Below are 18,862 nucleotides of genomic sequence, written 5' to 3' on the forward strand. Positions count from 1 at the left end.
TTCATTGCCTCACTTTTATTTTATATTTAAAACACGTTCTGGATGGGTATATACATTTAAGGAGTGATTACGAATAAATCCTATTGTCGTAATACCTAAATCTTCCGCTAGTTGCAAAGCTAACTCAGTTGGAGCTGATTTTGATAGTATAATTTCACAACCGATTTTTGCAACTTTCAATAATATTTCCGAAGAAATACGACCACTAAAAACAATGATTTTATCTTTTATAGAAATATCGTTTCTTAAACAATAACCGTAAATTTTGTCTAGTGCATTATGCCTACCAATATCCATTCGGCTTAAAATAATACCATTAACATCACATAAAGCTGCATTATGAACCCCACCAGTACGATGAAACGTATCCGCAGATTGCTGCATTTCTTTCATTAACCGAAAACAATCATCGGCAGCAACCTGTACATGGACACCCTTCATTTTTTTTGCACTTAGTGCATCATTTGCAAAAACAAACCCTTGCCTACTCATACCACAACAAGACGTAATATAGCGTTTATTTTGCATTTGTTCATAATACGGATTTACTTTTGTCGTTGTTATATGCACAAATCCTTCTTTCTCCTGCACCCATACACTATCAATGTCTTCATACTTCCGAATGATTCCTTCAGACGCCAAGAAGCCTATTACCATATCTTCTATATATTCTGGAGTACTAACCATTGTAACAAACTCCTGTCCGTTCATTTTAATGGTGACAGGAAACTCTGTTACAATGCTGTCCTCTATATGTTTAAATGCTCCCTGTTCATAACGAAAGATTTCTCTTTCTACCTGTATCGGTTTCACGATCAGTATCCTTCTCTCACGTTATATTTTTATCAAAAACAAATACAGAAACTGCAATATCTTCTTCTACTTTCATATCTGAAAACAAATTCACTAATTTCGCTCCAACAAGTTCCTCCAAATGTTCACGGGAATTCGCAGCATACACTTCTTGAATCATTTTCGTTCTAGCCATATGAACCATTTCCGCACCGTCCATCGTACTTGAAATAAATTTTTCAGTAGGTGTTAAGTTTCCATAAAGAGTCGCTATAGCCATATTTTCCGCAAAAACAGTATGAATTCGTTCTGGTCCTTTTCCGAAAAGTTCCTTTCGAAGTTTTCGTATCATATCATTAAATTCATGTACTTTTTTTGACATACAATTATACCTCCCAAAAGCCTCATTTTACTCTATTATATATTTTACCAAAATGAGCCTTCCGCCCAAACTATTTCCTACAAATATTTGGGCGGAAAGGTTCACTTCATGAAGTTTATTCGTCTTTTAACCCTTTCCCCATACCTTTTAAGAAATGAAGCCCAAACCCGATAGCACGGTTAATATCTGGGTCTTTCAATACTTTCATAAGATCGAATACCCCTACTTTTTTATTACTTTCTAGATGTTCATTACCTTCTTCTAGCCCGACTAATAAACTACCTATAAGCTTTTTCGTAAGTTCTGGGTCAAGTTCAGTTAACGCACCTGCAGCGCCCATCATATTATTAATTAAATTTGTAACAGGCTCACGAGTTACTTGACCTAGAACAATTTTCGCAATTGGTTCTTTCGCTTTTAGCATTGAATTTGCAGCTTCTAGCATTCCAATGTCATTTAATTCCCCTACTATATTAAACATCTGATTTAGAGCTTCTTCATTATTAGTTAGAAGCTCTTTTAAATCATCTAACTTTTGCTGTTTTATTTTTTCCTCAGTTAATTCTTGTTTTTGAATCATTTTTATAGGTGCAGCCATAGTTTTCTCCTCCTACTTATCCGTTAAATGCACATACCCTGGACGTGCCCACTTACGATGTACCTCAATTCCAGCTTGTGGGTGACGTTTTTTATTGCGTGGGTTCGCTTTTGGCATCGGATTTTCGCCATCAACTTCTAATACTTCCATACGTACTTTTGTTTGTTTATACGCAGGTGTATTCGTACGTACATCCACAGCAGGACCTGTTAAGAAATTAATTGCCGTTTCGTTATCTGTAGAGTTCATCGGTAAATATAACTCATTCGCTTTTACACGATCTGTAACGAGTGCACGTAATTTTAATGCTCCAAAAGGAGAGACAAGACGAACTAACGAACCTGTTTTTACGCCACGTTCTTTTGCAAGGTCTGGAGAGATTTCAACGAAAACACCAGGTACTTTCGTTTGAATACCTGTTGATTTATTTGTCATATTCCCTTCATGGAAATGCTCAAGCATACGACCGTTGTTAATGTGAAGGTCAAACTCAGCTGGAAATTCAGCTGGACGTACCCAGTCAGCAATCGCAAAACGAGCCTTTTTATCTGGGAAGTTAAATCCGTCTTGGAACAGAAGTGGTGTATTCGTTCCATCAAAACTTCCCCAATGGAAACTGTTCCATCCTTCAAGCACTTCATAGTTCGCTTGCGAGAACAATGGTGATAAACTTGCCATCTCAGCAAAGATTTCACTTGGGTGGCTATAATTCCAGTTTGCACCTAGTTTATTCGCAACTTCCTGGACGATCCACCAGTCTGGTTTCGCATCTCCTAGCGTAGGAAGAACTTGATATAATCTTTGGACACGGCGCTCTGTATTTGTGAAAGTACCTTCTTTCTCAAGAGATGGCGCTGCTGGTAATACAACATCTGCATATTGAGCAGTTTTAGAAAGGAAAACATCTTGCACAACGAAGAAATCAAGGCTCGATAACACTTCATGTACATGATTTGCATTAGAATCTACAAGAGCCATATCTTCTCCGACAAGATACATTGCTTTCATTTTTCCTTCGTCAATTGCGTGAAGCATTTCGATATTATTAAGACCTGGTTCACTATCAATTTTCACTCCGTAAGCAGTTTCAAATTTCGCACGTTCCATTTCGTTAGTAACGTGCTGATATCCTGGAAGCCATCCTGGTAAAGTACCCATATCACAAGCACCTTGTACGTTATTGTGGCCTCGAAGTGGGTATGCGCCTGCTCCTGGACGACGGTAGTTCCCTGTTGCAAGAAGTAAGTTTGAAATTGCAGCGGAAGTATCAGAACCACCTGTATTTTGCGTTACCCCCATACCCCAAAGGATACATGTACCATCTGCATCACGAATCATTCCAGCCATTTGAATAAGCGTTTCTTTTGAAATGCCTGTTACTTCTTCTGCATATTCAAGTGTATATTCCTCTAGGCTTTCTTTGAAATCTTCAAAGAAGTTTACATTCTCATTAATGAATTCCTGATCATGCCAACCTTGATCAATCATATATTTCGTAACAGCCATTAACCAAACTTGATCTGTTCCTTGTTTTGGACTAATAAAGACATCTGATCGCTCTGCCATTTCGGTTTTACGAAGATCAGCTACAATTAACTTTTGTCCGTGTAATTTATGTGCACGTTTAATACGTGTAGCTAGAACAGGATGACCTTCTGTCGGATTACATCCTACAATAATAACAAGACCAGATTGCGCAATATCTTTAATCGTTCCGGCATCACCGCCCATACCAATTGTACGGAACAAACCATCCGTTGCTGGTGATTGGCAATAACGTGAGCAGTTATCAATATTATTCGTTCCAAATACTTGTCGAGCTAATTTTTGAATTACATAATTGTCTTCATTTGTAATTTTAGAGGAAGAAATAAATCCGATAGAACCTTTACCGTACTCTTCTTTAATAGCGCCTAATTTATTTGCAACTACATTCAGTGCTTCTTCCCATGTAGATTCAACAAACGTTCCATTTTTACGAATTAAAGGTTTTGTTATTCGTTCTTTAGAATTTACGAAATCCCAACCAAATTTCCCTTTTACACAAGTGGAAATTGCGTTAACTGGTGCATCTGAAGATGGCTGTACTTTAAGAATTTTACGCCCCTTCGTCCACACTTCAAACGAACAACCTACACCACAAAATGTACATACTGTTTTCGTTTTCTTCGTACGAGTATCACGCATGGCCGCTTCCACTTCTGATACCGCAAAAATACCGCTATATCCAGGCTCAACTTCTTTAATTAAATCTACCATCGGTTCAAGAATATCTGGTTTTAATCCCGTCATAAATCCAGCTTCACCGAGCATCGTTTTCTCCATTAAAGCGTTACAAGGACAAATCGTTACACATTGACCACAGCTAACGCATGAAGAATCATTAATATTTACTCCTTCATCCCAAATAACTCGTGGGCGTTCCGCTTCCCAGTCTATCGATAACGTTTCATTTACTTGTAAGTTTTGACACACCTCAACGCATTGACCGCATGCAATACATTGATTAGGATCATAGCGATAAAACGGATGCGTCATATCAACTTCACTTACATCTACTTTCGGTTCATACGGATATTTTTGATGTTCAATTTCCATTAATTCTGCTGTATTATGCAGTTTACAGTTCCCATTGTTGTTGTCACATACTGTACAGTATAATAAATGATTTTCTAGTAACCGATCCATCGCCTCTGTTTGTGCTTCTTTTGCGCGAACAGAAGCACGTTCAATGTTCATACCTTCCGTTGCTATCGTCGAACAAGAACGCATTAACTTTCCGTCAACTTCTACAATACAAGTGTCACATGTTTGAATAGGATCTACTTCTGGCACGTAACAAATTTGCGGATGTTCAATCCCGTTCTCATTAATAACACCCAATATCGTTGAACCGGGCTCCGCTGTATACTTTTTTCCGTCAATTGTAATATGAACCATGTTGTTATTCATGGTCTTTCCCCCTTTTTGAGAATAAAAAAACTCCACCACGAAAATATACGCACCGCATTTCGGCACGTTATTATCATGGTGGAGTAGTTTATTAGCACATCTTGCTAAAATACCAATCCATTTATTCATAAATAAAACGATAGAGTCATAACAGGTCATATCACGATTCCATCTTTAACACTATAATTATAGCGTTAAAGTTAAAAATATACAATATAAAATTTAAACTACGCATATGTCAGCTTGTAACTATCCATAATAACCCATATAAAGTGAAACTTTAATCAGTGGGGGGTTTTCTTCATCCCCCACTGATTATCAGCCCTCACCAATCGGGATAAAACATAACAAGGAGTAAGCGAACAAATGGGGTCTTTTAATAAATGGATTCGTGGTGAAAAATCTCTTTCTACCCAAGAGCAAGCTGATTACGCATTAAATAAATCTATCTCTTCTTCCCTTTCCCTTAATTTAAAGCACTTGTCCAAACTGTTTAGCGGTATTCCAGAATTAATAACACGCACTTTTCCATTAAAAAACGGACAGGAAGCTGCACTCATATATATGGAAGGACTTGTAGACAAAACTGTTATTAACGTAAACATTCTTCGTCCTCTCTTATTTAAAGAGTGGAATGAAGACGATTTTTGGAAAGCCTCTGTTTCTATCGGAAATATTAAAAAAGTTCAACAGTGGACAGACATTGAACAATCTCTTTTACACGGCAAAAGTATTTTATTTATAAACGGACAACTATCCGCTTTAGAGCTCGATACACAAGCGGCACCAAAAAGGAGTATTGAAGAACCTACAACAGAGAGCTCCATAAAAAGCTCACACGAAGGATTTAATGAAGTAGCGAGCGACAGCCTTGCACTTATTCGTCGATATATTCCAAATCGCGAACTGAAAGTGAAGGAATTCACTGTTGGTGAACGAGCTACTTCAAAGGTTTTTTTGCTTTATCTAGCAGATGTTGCGAACGAAAATGTCGTAAAAGAAATGGCATCCCGTATCGAGTCAGTAAAAGTTGATGCGATTCTTACTACTGGTGAATTAGAGGGGTTTGTTGAAGATAATTCATTTACTCTCTTTCCGCAATTATCAATAACTGAACGCCCCGACACAACAGCACATCATATTCTTGATGGGCGAATTGCCGTTGTTGTAGATCGCTCACCAGGCGTATTAATAGGACCTATGACCTTTTCATCCTTTTTTCAGACGATAGATGATTACAGCTTCAGACCTATGATTCCATCTTTTATACGACTCCTTCGTTTCACTGGGCTATTTATTGCAATATTTGCTCCTGCTCTTTATATTGCTATGATTTCCTTCCATTATGAAGTGATTCCGCTCAAATTGTTGTTAACGATTGGAGAATCTCGAGCCAAAATTCCTTTTCCTCCCATATTAGAAGCTTTATTAATGGAATTAGTTCTCGAAATGCTCCGAGAAGCAGCGATTCGGCTTCCTGGACCTGTTGGGCAAACAATCGGCGTCGTAGGAGGAATTGTAATTGGACAAGCTGCCGTTCAAGCTGGGATTGTTAGTAACGTTATGGTTATCGTCGTATCAATTACTGCGGTTGCCTCCTTCATTATTCCTAACTTAGAAATGTCAGCAGGAATTCGGCTTCTTCGATTCCCAATGATGATAGCCGCCTCTTTATTTGGCGTCATTGGAATTATGGTTGGGATGGCGATCATTATTATTCATATACTTTCTATGGAATCTCTCGGTGTTCCTTATGGTAGTCCTTTTTCTCCGTTATTTGCTTCGGATTTAAAAGATACCCTTGTACGTTTCCCATGGAAAATTATGAAGAAACGGCCACTATCTCTACAATTAAAACAAGATAACCGGCAAAGAGATGTTGAGGAAAAGGAGGATAATAAGTGACAAAACGTGCAAAGAGGGAGATTAGTTTATTTCAATACATTTTAACGATTAGTGGTGTTCAAGTAGGATTCGGTGTCCTTACACTTCCGCGTGAAGTTGCACAAGGGGCAAATACAGATGGCTGGATGTCTATTATTATTGGATGTGCTCTCACTACTTTAGTCAGTTTATGTATTGTGAAAATTATGGAAAAGCATCCTGGATATACTTTACTCGATGTGCTAACTCGTTATCTTGGGAAGTGGCTAGGAAGAGTAGGAATGATTTTTTGGATTTTATATGCTGTCCTTGCAGCTATTTCCTTAATTTTTTCCCTCTTATACGTTATTCACATTTGGATTTTACCTAGAACTCCAATGTTTTTAATTATGATTTTACTATCTATTCCAATGTTAATGCTAGCATGTAAAGGCGTTCTTATTATAAGTCGCTATGCTGTTTTCACTGTATTTTTCACACTATGGATGCCTTTTCTATTGTTTATTCCGCTTAAAGATGGGCATTGGATTTATCTTCTTCCTCTTCTTAAAGAAGGCTGGATACCAGTTTTAAACACAGTAAAATCAACTATCATTGCGTTTCTCGGATTTGAGTTTGCATTTGTCCTTTATCCTTATCTCAGTAATAAATCATCTGCAAAAAAAGGAATTGTTCTTGCGAATTTGATTACGCTATTTATTTATCTTCAAGTCACCTTTGTCTCTTTTGTTTATTTTAGTCCAGATGGTATAACAAAGTTTTTATGGCCGACTCTTTCTCTTGTTACACCGTTTCACTTCTCATTTCTTGAGCGATTTGAAATTATCTTTTTGTCATTTTATCTCTTTATTATTTTTGATTCCTGTATTCCTTATATTTTCACTGCTTCAGATGGAATTAATCAATTTCTTAACAAAAAAGGCAGTTCATTACCTATTTATGTTTTATTATTCGGGTGTATTTTCATCTTATTCTTTTATATCCCTTCTTCTTATCAGATAAGTGCGTTGCGGGAATTTTGGGGAACTGCTAGTTATTTTATCGTTTTTCTATTCCCAGTCGTATTTCTCTTATACATGACACTTTATCAGCATTGGAAAAGGAGAAGAGTTTAAATGAGGCGCTTTATTCATTTCACTATACTTTACTTTCTCATAACCTTTTTAACAGGCTGTGGAGATCGACTCGACTTAGAAAAACAATCGATTTCATTAATTTACGGCTTTGACGCAAAAGCAAAAGGAAAATTAATTGTGTACCACGTGAATCCTATTTTTAATGAAGACGTAGAAAAAAAGTACGAAACACATGAAGCGAAAGTACGTACACCTCGAGAAGCAAAAGCAACGTTTAATAGCTCAAGTGGCGGTTTAGTATCTACAGAAAAGTTACAGCTCATTTTATTTAGCACAAATTTTTTAAAACAAGAAGGGGCTATGCCTTACCTTGATGTTTGGTATCGTGATCCTAAAAACACTGGAAACATGCGCATGGTTGCAGTAGACGGTCCAATTTCTTCAGTTATATATAATAACTTTAAAGATAAGCCTGCCCTTCCCGAGTATTTAACAGATTTAATTAATACGAACAAACTGTACAATCGGACCGTTTTTACGACATTCCATGAATTTCACAGGCAAACGTTTAATAAAGGTATAACACCTGCTATTTCAGAAATAAAAAAAGGTAAAAAGGATGTTATCGTTACTGGTTCCGCGCTATTAACTTCTCGCGGAATTTATAAAATGTCATTAAATCGTTATGAAAGCGCCCTTCTTCTTTTGTTACAAAAGAAAGCGAATACACCGGTTTCGCTTACATTGAAAATCCCTTCTACTTCAGTTGAAAGTAATAGTGATTTAAAAGATACCGATGGCGGCGATTTCGTAACAATAAATGTTCTTAGCATGAATCGTGATATCCATACAGATTATAGCGATAACCACTTCAAATTTCATGTTAAAATGGATTTAAAAATTGCTGTCTCTGAACTTACATTCAATATGGATATAGACAAAGATAGAAAGAAATTAACTTCTCTTATTACAAAACAACTAAACAAAGATTTGAACGATTTAATCCACAACATTCAAAAACAGCAACTTGATCCATTCGGATTTGGTGATTATGCGAGAGCGTTTCAATATAAAGAATGGAAACAAGTTGAAGATGATTGGCCGAGTGCCTTTTCAAAAGCTAATGTGAAAGTGGCACCAACTATTAAAATTTTAGAAAATGGGATTATTAAATAGAAAAAACACGCTACTTGTTCTTATATGAATAAGTAGCGTGTTTTCATTTCCATTACAAGTATTATTTCAATGGACTATACTTTATTTCTATTTCTAACATTACTATGTTTTTTAGCATATACAAAATATATGAAAACACCTACTATAATCCATGCAACAAAACTAATTAAAGTAAGCTTAGAAAGGTTCAAAGCTAAATATATACAACTTACTATCGAAACGATAGGTAAAAAAGGTACTAGAGGAGCACGGAATGGCCTCTTCATATTAGGATGTGTCTTTCTTAATACAATGACAGCTATAGATACAAACACAAACGCTGTTATCGTTCCCATATTCACTAAATTAGCTAATAAATTCAAATCCACTAATCCCGCTAATAAAGCTGCTAGTATACCTGTAACCCATGTATTAAAAAATGGAGTTTGTAAACGTTTATGAACACTTGAAAGTCTTTTTGGTAACAATCCATCTCGACTCATCGAGTAAGATACACGAACAAATGCAAACATAGCTACTAACAGAACTGTTGTTAGCCCTGCTATCGCTCCGACCGATAACAACCCAGCAATTCTATCTTCTCCTACAGTGCGCAACGCATATGCAACCGGATCAGCAACATTTAATTCCGTAAACGGAACCATTCCAGTTAACACGAATGAAACACCTACATATAGAACCGTACAAATGAACAAGGAAACAAGTAGCCCAATTGGCACGTTACGTTGTGGACGCTTCACTTCTTCTGCGGCTGTTGCAACTGCATCAAATCCTAAAAAAGCAAAAAATACAGTAGCAGCGCCTCCTACCACACCGTGAAAACCAAACGGTAGAAATGGTTGCCAATTCTCTGGTCTTACATATTGTGTCCCTACAACAATAAATCCTACAATAACAGCCAGTTTAATAATAACCATTATATTATTTATTCGTGCACTTTCTTTTGCACCACGGCTTAATAAAAATGTAACAACTAAAATAATAAGAACTGCTGGTAAATCAATGATTCCACCCTTCCCCATTCCTGGTGCCGAAGCAAAAATCGTAGGAATGTGAATATTAAAACCTAGTAGCAATGACTGAAAATATGCTGACCAGCCTGCTGCAACCGCAGAAGTCGCTAATAAATACTCCAGCATAACACACCAGCCAACTATAAATGCAAAAATCTCACCTAGTGTCATATATGTATATGAATATACACTTCCCGAAACTGGAACTGTAGATGCAAATTCAGCATAACAGAAAGCTACACATGCACATATAATTGCCGCTAATACAAAAGATAATACAATCGCTGGACCAGCATGTTTCGCTGCTACAATACCAGTTAATACGAAAATACCTGTACCAATAATTGCTCCAATTCCTAAAAGAGTTAGATCAATCGCTCCTAAAGTTTGATTCAATACTTTTTTCTTTTCTTCATCCATTGCTTTCTTTATGAAAAGACTCATTCTTTGAAACCTCTTTTTCAAGTTTATCTCTTACTTGTTACATTCTTTATTACTGTTCTATTTTAAAAATAAAAATATACATAGTTCACTTCCCCTATAGACTTAGTAACCCACCTAAAAAAACAGAAAAATCAATCTCCTTATGACATATTGAATTTTCAAAATATTAATGGTACAAAAAAACCATTAAGAATGCTGATTGAATTTATCATACAATTAATTATATTGTCAATAATAAATCAATCAAAAATAATCGGTTGATTATGTATCAAATGTTATTTTTATACATAATTATTTTCTCAAAAACATTGTTGTTTTCCACCTTAATATTCATACACATTTTATTACATTGATTTTCATACAATTTTCATTGCATACAATGCAATGAAAATCATAATAACCTCAAATGAATTATTATTTAAAAATAATAATTCATTTGAGGTTATTTTACCATTTTAATACTAACAAAAAAGTGCAGATTTTCATCTGCACTTTTTTTATTCTTCCGCTTCAGCTTCTGCACTACTAGTTTCAAGATGCTCCTTCTGAGCTTCCTCTTGCAGCTCCGCTGAAATCATCCCATAATAAAGTTCCGGATATAACCCAAATATTTGATATACACTTCCTAAAAACGGCATCAGAATCCCTCTTTTCTAAAGTTGTCTTGCCACTTTTAAGGATTCCCTTTTCATTCATTATACATTCGTTTTTGACATTTCTTCTTCATCTTGAACACCTAATAAATTTTGCCATTTTTTATACGGAGCGCTATTTGGATCTACATATCCTTTTGCATGCGAGCGATCCCACAATTGTTTAATAAACATTTCTTTCTCTTTCTTTGCCACCATATCGGCACCTGTACCGTAATAGTTCTGGAAATACAACTCGATTTCATCAAGGAATAGTCTTAATAATTCATCTGATGTTTCTTCTAACGTCGGATCATACTTCGCTTCACGGTCATACATTAAAATCATATCTAAAAGATTGTGGACATGTTCTTTTCTAAGCCATCTTACATCTTGGGCTCCTAATACGAACGGATGTGTATATAAATGTCCACCTTGTATCATCGCCTTTTCTTGCTCTTCTTCAAATCGTGACAAGATGTTTTCATAAATAAACGGATTATGAAGCAACGCTCTGTGTAATTTATAACTTTCGCTTGAAATATTTTTCCCCATCGACTGAATTAAAAAGCTACGGCCTACACCGTTATATTGATACACAAACTGTCCATCAACAGCAACTAAACTAATCCAGCGATACATATATGCGTATAGTAATGCACGATTACATTTATCATAATCTAATTTTGTTTGAGTCGCGTTTAAATCTGGCATAAAGGCTGGTAAGTGCCAATACTTATCTAAATGCGGCGTTAAACTAGATTTTTTACTATTTAATTTGTTTACACGGCGATAATACGATTGGAAATAGTCACCTTTATCATTCATAAATCCATTTGAAATATGTCCTGATGATAATTTAGGAAAGTCTTGCAGCGATAAGCCGTAATGCGCTCGATAACAGATCACTTCAAATGGCGAAAAGGCTTCATGTACTGTATCTTTTTCTTTAAACATTTCTTGAATTAATTCCTCTTGCAACTCTTTCTTTAAAGAAGGATGTATACCCCAATATTGTAATTCCCTATGATGAGCAACTTTCGGAACGAATGGACTCGCTAAATGGAACAGGTCTTCAATTTTTTCACGAACGTATTCATCGCGATCACGTTTCTTATAATCTGCTTCTTTTCGCAACGCTTCAATAATATTCAGTTCTAATTTATCACGATAGCGTACTTGCAGTTCGTCATAACAATAGCTCAGTATATGTTCTCGGTAGAAATCCTCTACCTTTTTCGACTGAATCTCTTCTGTTTTCGCATCACGACAATATTCCCCGTACAAACTCATATAAATTTCCGCTGATATATCTTTCGGTAGTACACCTAAATTTAAATGTTGCTGCATATCTTGCCATATCTTTTCTTGCAGCTGTTCCTCAGCTAATACATATACATTCGTCGGGTTTGTTTTCCCTTCAAATTCCTTACTGCGCTTTTGGATTTCAAACAGTAAATTTTCACGTGTTTCATGTAAATTATCAAAAAATCTTTCCCAATATTGAATCATTTTATTAACTGCTTGATATAGCGATTGATATACAAGTTCTAATAGCATTTCTTTTCGATATTCATTTAATTTGTGTACATATTGCGTTACGATGTCTTCAAATTCTCTTTTGAATAAACGTTGCTGATTATTAATCATTTTTCCGAACCAGCCTTGTTGTTGAGCAATTTCTACTCGGCGTACAGCCGTTACCGTTCCATCAATATTACCCACATTAAATTTTTTATCGTAATTTTGAATTACATTACGCTTTTGTTCATTATTTTCATGTAGTCGATTCATTTTTTCTACTAACTGCTTTCGAATTTCATATAACATAAAACGTGCTGCTACTGGGTGAACGGGATCTGTTTTCTTTAAAAACCATGTATTTAATTGATAGGACTGCCCTTCAGAACCACTTGGTGAAAAGCGGTCTGATTCAATCATGTCATATAAAAGTGTCGTTACATGTTCATGTACCCGGCTCGGAATCGCATACGCATATAAACGAACCGCATGATCCACTCTTGCCACTTCACCCTTCATTTGTTCCATCATTTTCAGTTTCGTAGCTGAAATTTTACACTCATGTTGCAGACGATTTAATTCCTCATCTTTTTGCACCGTTCGTTGTACATAACTTTCTACAGCTTCTAAAAACAGTTTTGATTTCGCAACTCCGAGCTTACCACCCTCTGCTCCTTCACGTGTTTCATTGTACATTTGTCTATAGAAAATATGAGCTTGCTCTGGACGGGTAGCAAGATGCTCCAAGTCCTCTAAATAACTTTTACCTCTCTCCGGCTTTTCACGTTGCATCCCACGTTTTACATCTTGATCGTATCTTTGCTTCTTCTCTTGAAACAGTTGATCTAAATGAAGCCACGATTCATCTAAACCTTGCACAGCCCATTTTAAAGCACAATATTTTAACACATGTTCATATGGATAAATGAGTTTTGCTGTTCCTGCCCCGCAATATCGTCCTTTTCCGCTTGATTCTGCTAATTGCTGAATTTGATTGTCTTCCTGTGCAAAATGACTTGTGGACATCGGGCTAAATAACTGTAAATAAATTGTATTTGCCATCTGTTCCATATAGTCTGATAAATTGTGTAAATGGTGTCCATGTAGGTTTTCGTAATCGTATAAGAAACAATAATTGTACGGTAAATGATGTTGTTTAATTGTATGATTCGTTCTTCCGTCTTCATCTACTTGATCAGGGCGATACTCTAATTCAATTGTTACACCGCCGCGTTTTGATAATTCTCCAGTAGACCCGAGCGTAATAGCATGTAATTCTTTTAACGATGCATAGCCATTTGCTTGCACCGTTTCAAATTCTTTCGCGCTAACCGTTCTCGTCTTTACTAAAACATCCGGCATTAAAAACGCACCGCGTATTAAAATGTTATGATGCTGTAATTTCTTCCGAAGCATTTCACGTAAATATAAAGCAATTTGCAGAAACATCCCTGAACCTGTTCCGCCTGCTAGTGATGTTACTATAATGACACGCACACCATATTCCGTTTGATCACTTGTAACCGGAAAAATTTTCTCGATTTCTTGCCAAAAAGACGTCAATTTATCTTCTTTCATCGCAGCACGTAACGCTAAACGTGAAATGACGCGTAACTGTCCTGCTCCTTCTGTTAATGGTTTATCAAGTATAGTCGGATCCATCGGAAACCACTCTGGGATCGTTGGATCTCCCGCAATATACTCCCTAGGCGTTTTACTAGAACTTGTTTGTGTCTTAAACTTTCGAATATGATCGAATTTACTTAATGTATTCACATCTGTATCAAATACGTGCATTGCTACCTTTTTCCGGCGCTCTTCAGGCAGTTTTTCATATATTTGATGCGTCACAGTACTACCGATTCCACCTAAACCAATTAATATTGTTGGAACTTGTAATGTCATGTGAACCACCTTCCTATTCTTGCTTGTTTGAAAAAAGGGAAAGAGGATTAATACTCCATCCCCTTCTTATCCCTACCTACTATTCACATTCGTACTTGTAAATCTCTTTACCATATCCCCTATCAATTAGTAAAAGTTCATTTGGATATAGTGTCTTATGTTCCATTCCTACTTCATCCTCTGCTATAAACATTCCATCAATAATCATTCCAACTACTTGTGATTCTTTCGCTACAAAGACAGATTTCGAACCTTTCTTCGCTATAAACGTAACGGATTGCACGTTTTTTCTTTCTGCTCTAAATGGGATACCAAAATAATGGTTCCACCATTTATTTCGAAGTAATTCTGGTTCAGATTGATATAGCCAATCTTTCGCTACCTCTTGATCCCATTCATAATACAGTAGTGCTTTCCGGTGAAATCTTGGCCGAACAATCCATCCTAAAACAATGATTCCTACTACTAGCAGTAATAAAGTGATAGGAATGACAAACTTAAAAATAAGCGCATATTTTTCATAAAACGGAGCATCTTGAATATGGAATGTTATGTTTTTCTTTACTTCTTGTAACTTTGAATCCTGCATTACGATGGTAGCTTCTACGGTGCCGGTATCTGTAAAATTAAATGTGTCGGAGTAATAGGGACGAGGATAAACATAGATTTGATTTCCATGTTGCTTTATTTCATAATTGATTGATTGTTTAGATGTGACACCAGTAGATTTTAATAGTTTTTTTACAGCTTCTTCTGTCATTAACTTACCATCTAACTGTGGTTGTAAAACAAATGGTTTACTATTCTCTAAATTTGTCACTTTTTCTTCATAATCTTTTGTAACAGTTTGAAGTGATAATTTCGGTTTCTCAGCTGTTTCAATTTTAAATTCTTTCGTCTGTCTATAAAACCCCTTTATATTCATATGAACTTTCCCGCGTACTAATCCTTTACCAAGCTTCGTTTCGTAATAAAACACATGCCTTTTATCGTTCCACTTCATTGCATATTGTTTTCCATCTATTTCTACTTCTGCCTGAAAGTAAGAAGACTGAACTGGCAACTCCGTAGGCTTTGCTTCAATAACAGCAGTAACACCTTCGTACATTTTCTCTACATTTTTTTGACTACTATCATCTTTGTCATAAGTAGAAACCGTATAATTAAGCGCTGGTTCAACTAATACTTGTAGTCCTTCTTTCTCAATGTCCTGATCCACTTCTATCGTATAAGTTCCTGGTTTAATAACTTCCTCATTTTCCGTACTTATATGAACTATATTTCCGAACAATTTTGCTTCTCCTGGTGCATGTATGGAAAAAGAAGATTGTAATTGTAATGGTTTAGAAATTTGTGTGACTTGATAATCGGGCAGAGAAGGCGATTGTCGTACAAGCGTCATACGCTTTAACGGAAATGGTGTTGTAATCTCTACTCTTTTCCCCACTACTTTCGTTTTTACAATCGATTCAACAGAGGAGAATGGATCACGATTTGCAACTAATGCTGCCACTTGATTTACACTTTTTACAATGCCATCTTCTCCGCTTGACGGCATCGTAACGCCATTTATCTCTTTCTTCCATATTTCCTTGAACGTATTTAGTTGTTCTTTTTCTTGTTGTCCTAAATCTTCTTCCATCGTAATTAAGACTGGATGTAACGATATCTTTTTTGCATCCATTTCTTTCTTAAACTGGGCTAATTTCCACAAAATTTGTTCTTTTCCGCCAACCTTATCTTTTTCTAAATCATTAAATGCCCCGTCAGTTAATACAATAAGCCAAAATTCACGTTTTCCATCTATATCTGCTTCCTTTTTTATAGATTGCATCGCCGTTTCTACCGCGCTAAATGGAGTATTTAAATACGTTTTCCACGCTCCAATTCCCTCAATTTCTGTTTGCCTTTTATCCTTCGTTAACGAAATGTTTAATGGATCATTCGGCTTACTCATTGGAACGTAAGAAAATTTATCTTTTTCATCCAATAGCGCAACTAAACTTTGCAAAGCATAATTGGCATATTTCCAGCGATCGTTATTTCTCATGCTGCCCGAATCGTCATATACAAGTGAAACGACCCTTTCCTTTGCCTCCTCTCCTTTTGCAAAAGCTGATAAAGGTAAACATATAAATAGAAACAACATGAACGTGGCACAAATTCGGATTTTCATGATGAGGCTTCGCCACCTTTGTAGACAAATTCCTATGTTTAAATTTATGAGAGGAAACAAGATATATGACTTGTATTTTAGGACAACTAACCCACCATAACTTTATTATGTAAACAGATCAGACACTTGGTAATATTCCTTCTAGCATTCTCTATCCAATTATATAAGTAAAAAAGCCTGTTTAAGCTCCACACTTAAAACAGACTTTTCCTACTTTTTATTTTAAAAACACACAACAAAAAGTTTGATTTTTGACTTAACACATCACTTCTATTGTAAATCCACCAGGTGCTTCAATATAAAACGTATACGCATGGGCATGCTTAGGAGGCTCGACCAAAAATCCATCTTCCTTCAATCTTCGATTTATCTTGTCTACTTGTTCTTCACTTTCTTGTGGAAATCCTACATGAAATGTTTTTGGATACTGAACTTCTTTCCCTTTCATTAACGTTAGTATAAATCCATCATTATCACGCATAACTGCAAAGGCATTCCCCCTTGTTCCACTACAAGTTAAGCCAAAATACTTTTCTAAAAACTCTCTTGCAGCTACTACATCTGCAACTGTTAAATTAAGATGTTTAATTCCCAACTCATCACCTTCTTTCTTAATTTTCTAACATTTTATCATACAATTAAAAAACACGCCTTTCACAGCGTGTTTCATTGCTTTACATACACTTCAACAATCGGATTCTCTTTATGATCCGCATGCAAGCGTATATTCTCTTCACCTGTATTATAAATACTAGCTAATAACATTATCGTTAACACATTAGGTGTCTTCGCATCACTTCCGTATTTTCTCTCAAGCGCTTCCTTATATTCAAAATCTAAATCCCCCTGCACATATGTATACACTTCAAAACCATCTTCTAAATTGCAAACTACTGTATCAATAATATCTGCCCCTACTTGCTTCTTCATTTCCTCTCGCAACGCTTCAATAAATTCTTCCCACGGTACTTCGTATGTCTGAAACTGATCTGTAGATTTCATGCCTTTTCCTCCTTATATATCCTCTTCTTATATTTCCCCTTTCCTATAACAATTATGATAGATAGGGCATTCGTACAAGCCGCACTTGTCCCCCTTACATATCGTATTACTGTAATGCGGAAGGAGGAAAGAACATGCATAGACAAAAATGTTATGATACATGCCGACGTTACTTCGGAAAAGTTGTTCGGATTGAAGACCGTGATGGCCGTATACATTTAGGAAAAATAATCGATGTGACACAAAGCTCTGTATGGATTGAACCGGTGCAACAGCGCTCATCTTTTGATTCAGGATTCGGCTACTATGACGCTTATGCAAACGGTGGTTGTGACCTTTGTGGAGGCCTTAGCAGGTGTGATAGTTGTGGATTCGGATGCGGTGGTGGATTCAGCAGCTGCGGATGTGGTGGTCGTGGTTGTAGTAGTTGTGGTTGCGGCGGCTGGGGAGGCGGCGGTTGTGGCTGGGGTGTTGAACTCGGATTTGGTTTCATCTTCGGAATTACATTAGCTGCATTATTTTTCATTTAACATAGTAAAGAGTTGGCTACCTTTAGCCAACTCTTTTTCTTTATTTTTCACATATAAAAATACGATGCCCTAAAATGTGTTGGTACATAAGCCGTACATTTTCATGCTGTACCCACGCCTCATATAACTCATTCGGAATATGTGAGGATACATTCCATTCTGGCTCTTCTACATAGCCAGAGATCGTTTCTGCAATCGTGCCACCGCCAGCAATTGTAATTCTTTTAAAATTTGCTTTCTGAAATAATTGTACCCACTCATTCTCAGTTAATAATTCTTTCATACCATATAATTGGGCGATTTTTTCTTCCTCCCCCTTATCAATGTGCCTATCAATAATCATTTCAATGACAACAAGCTTACCGTCCTGCTGTAATACACGATAACACTCCGAGATAACCCTTTCTTTGTCTGTAAAAGCGATGATTGATTCTCCAAGTACGAACTCAAATGAGTTATTCAAACACGGTAATTGCTCTACATTTCCTTCAATTAATTGTATATCTAACCCTTCAAACAACCATCTATCTTTTGCCTTTTGAATCATAATTTCATTCTTTTCAACCGTTGTTACTTTATAACCAAATTCCCTTGTCATATATGCCGCTGTTTTCCCCGTACCGCAACCTATCTCAAGGACATTCGCTCCATATTTAAAAGGCAGTTGTGCTAACAATTGTTTTGTTAACGTAAAACCACCAGGATGAGCACTTCCTATTCCGTAATAAGCTAGGAAATCGATGTATGTGTTTCGTTTCATGGGATTCTCCCTTTTTTAT

15 protein-coding genes are annotated in these 18,862 nt (G+C 36.3%); 4 read left to right on the plus strand and 11 right to left on the minus strand.

The window, feature by feature from the left end; translation table 11 throughout:
- Positions 1-15 precede the first annotated feature (15 nt).
- The 4 genes from fdhD to fdhF all read right to left on the minus strand — a co-directional run bounded on the left by fdhD (position 16) and on the right by fdhF (position 4,724).
- Complete coding sequence (gene fdhD / locus MR112_RS23950) at positions 16-813, minus strand: formate dehydrogenase accessory sulfurtransferase FdhD (protein ID WP_000802683.1); 798 nt, start codon at positions 811-813, stop codon at positions 16-18.
- 16 nt (positions 814-829) lie between these two features.
- A complete protein-coding gene (locus tag MR112_RS23955; protein ID WP_000039582.1) occupies positions 830-1,174 on the minus strand; it encodes a Na-translocating system protein MpsC family protein in 345 nt (114 codons plus the stop codon).
- A 115-nt stretch (positions 1,175-1,289) separates the two neighbouring features.
- Entirely contained in the window at positions 1,290-1,772 is a 483-nt protein-coding gene (locus MR112_RS23960) for a helical membrane plugin domain-containing protein (protein WP_242245515.1), read from the minus strand.
- Between the two features lie 12 nt (positions 1,773-1,784).
- On the minus strand, positions 1,785-4,724 hold the full coding sequence (gene fdhF, locus MR112_RS23965) for a formate dehydrogenase subunit alpha (RefSeq protein ID WP_001063638.1): 2,940 nt from the start codon (positions 4,722-4,724) through the stop codon (positions 1,785-1,787).
- A 366-nt stretch (positions 4,725-5,090) separates the two neighbouring features.
- On the opposite strand from fdhF, the gene MR112_RS23970 reads away from it, so the two are divergent.
- From MR112_RS23970 to gerSC, 3 genes are read left to right on the plus strand one after another with little or no spacing between them, the layout of a single operon-like run.
- Complete coding sequence (locus tag MR112_RS23970) at positions 5,091-6,629, plus strand: spore germination protein (protein WP_000534526.1); 1,539 nt, start codon at positions 5,091-5,093, stop codon at positions 6,627-6,629.
- Positions 6,626-7,723, plus strand: coding sequence for an endospore germination permease (locus MR112_RS23975; protein ID WP_000166517.1), 1,098 nt, complete (start codon positions 6,626-6,628; stop codon positions 7,721-7,723). Before MR112_RS23970 ends, MR112_RS23975 begins: the two co-directional genes overlap by 4 nt.
- The gene (gene gerSC / locus MR112_RS23980) at positions 7,724-8,860 is read left to right on the plus strand and encodes a spore germination protein GerSC (RefSeq protein WP_001252213.1); all 1,137 of its coding nucleotides are present in this window, start codon (positions 7,724-7,726) and stop codon (positions 8,858-8,860) included.
- Between the two features lie 74 nt (positions 8,861-8,934).
- Here the strand turns inward: gerSC and MR112_RS23985 are convergent, their stop codons facing one another.
- The 6 genes from MR112_RS23985 to MR112_RS24010 form a co-directional block, all read right to left on the minus strand.
- Positions 8,935-10,317 carry an APC family permease gene (locus MR112_RS23985; RefSeq protein WP_000051656.1) on the minus strand — a complete coding sequence of 461 codons (1,383 nt, stop codon included), beginning with the start codon at positions 10,315-10,317 and terminating at the stop codon, positions 8,935-8,937.
- A gap of 497 nt (positions 10,318-10,814) precedes the next feature.
- Positions 10,815-10,955, minus strand: coding sequence for a hypothetical protein (locus MR112_RS23990; RefSeq protein WP_001116194.1), 141 nt, complete (start codon positions 10,953-10,955; stop codon positions 10,815-10,817).
- A gap of 57 nt (positions 10,956-11,012) precedes the next feature.
- Positions 11,013-14,375 (minus strand): tubulin-like doman-containing protein, encoded by a 3,363-nt coding sequence (locus MR112_RS23995; protein WP_000175123.1) that lies wholly within the window; start codon positions 14,373-14,375, stop codon positions 11,013-11,015.
- 79 nt (positions 14,376-14,454) lie between these two features.
- On the minus strand, positions 14,455-16,551 hold the full coding sequence (locus MR112_RS24000) for a vWA domain-containing protein (RefSeq protein WP_078186405.1): 2,097 nt from the start codon (positions 16,549-16,551) through the stop codon (positions 14,455-14,457).
- A gap of 256 nt (positions 16,552-16,807) precedes the next feature.
- The gene (locus tag MR112_RS24005; RefSeq protein WP_000511518.1) at positions 16,808-17,146 is read right to left on the minus strand and encodes a VOC family protein; all 339 of its coding nucleotides are present in this window, start codon (positions 17,144-17,146) and stop codon (positions 16,808-16,810) included.
- Positions 17,147-17,217: 71 nt separating this feature from the next.
- Positions 17,218-17,553, minus strand: coding sequence for a hypothetical protein (locus MR112_RS24010; protein WP_000842900.1), 336 nt, complete (start codon positions 17,551-17,553; stop codon positions 17,218-17,220).
- A 134-nt stretch (positions 17,554-17,687) separates the two neighbouring features.
- On the opposite strand from MR112_RS24010, the gene MR112_RS24015 reads away from it, so the two are divergent.
- Complete coding sequence (locus MR112_RS24015) at positions 17,688-18,083, plus strand: hypothetical protein (protein WP_000555000.1); 396 nt, start codon at positions 17,688-17,690, stop codon at positions 18,081-18,083.
- 40 nt (positions 18,084-18,123) lie between these two features.
- On the opposite strand, the gene MR112_RS24020 is transcribed toward MR112_RS24015, so the two are convergent.
- The gene (locus tag MR112_RS24020; RefSeq protein WP_000828251.1) at positions 18,124-18,843 is read right to left on the minus strand and encodes a class I SAM-dependent methyltransferase; all 720 of its coding nucleotides are present in this window, start codon (positions 18,841-18,843) and stop codon (positions 18,124-18,126) included.
- Positions 18,844-18,862 lie beyond the last annotated feature (19 nt).

Origin of the sequence: Bacillus cereus group sp. BfR-BA-01330, assembly GCF_022663885.1 — a bacterium.
Lineage (GTDB): Bacteria > Bacillota > Bacilli > Bacillales > Bacillaceae_G > Bacillus_A > Bacillus_A cereus.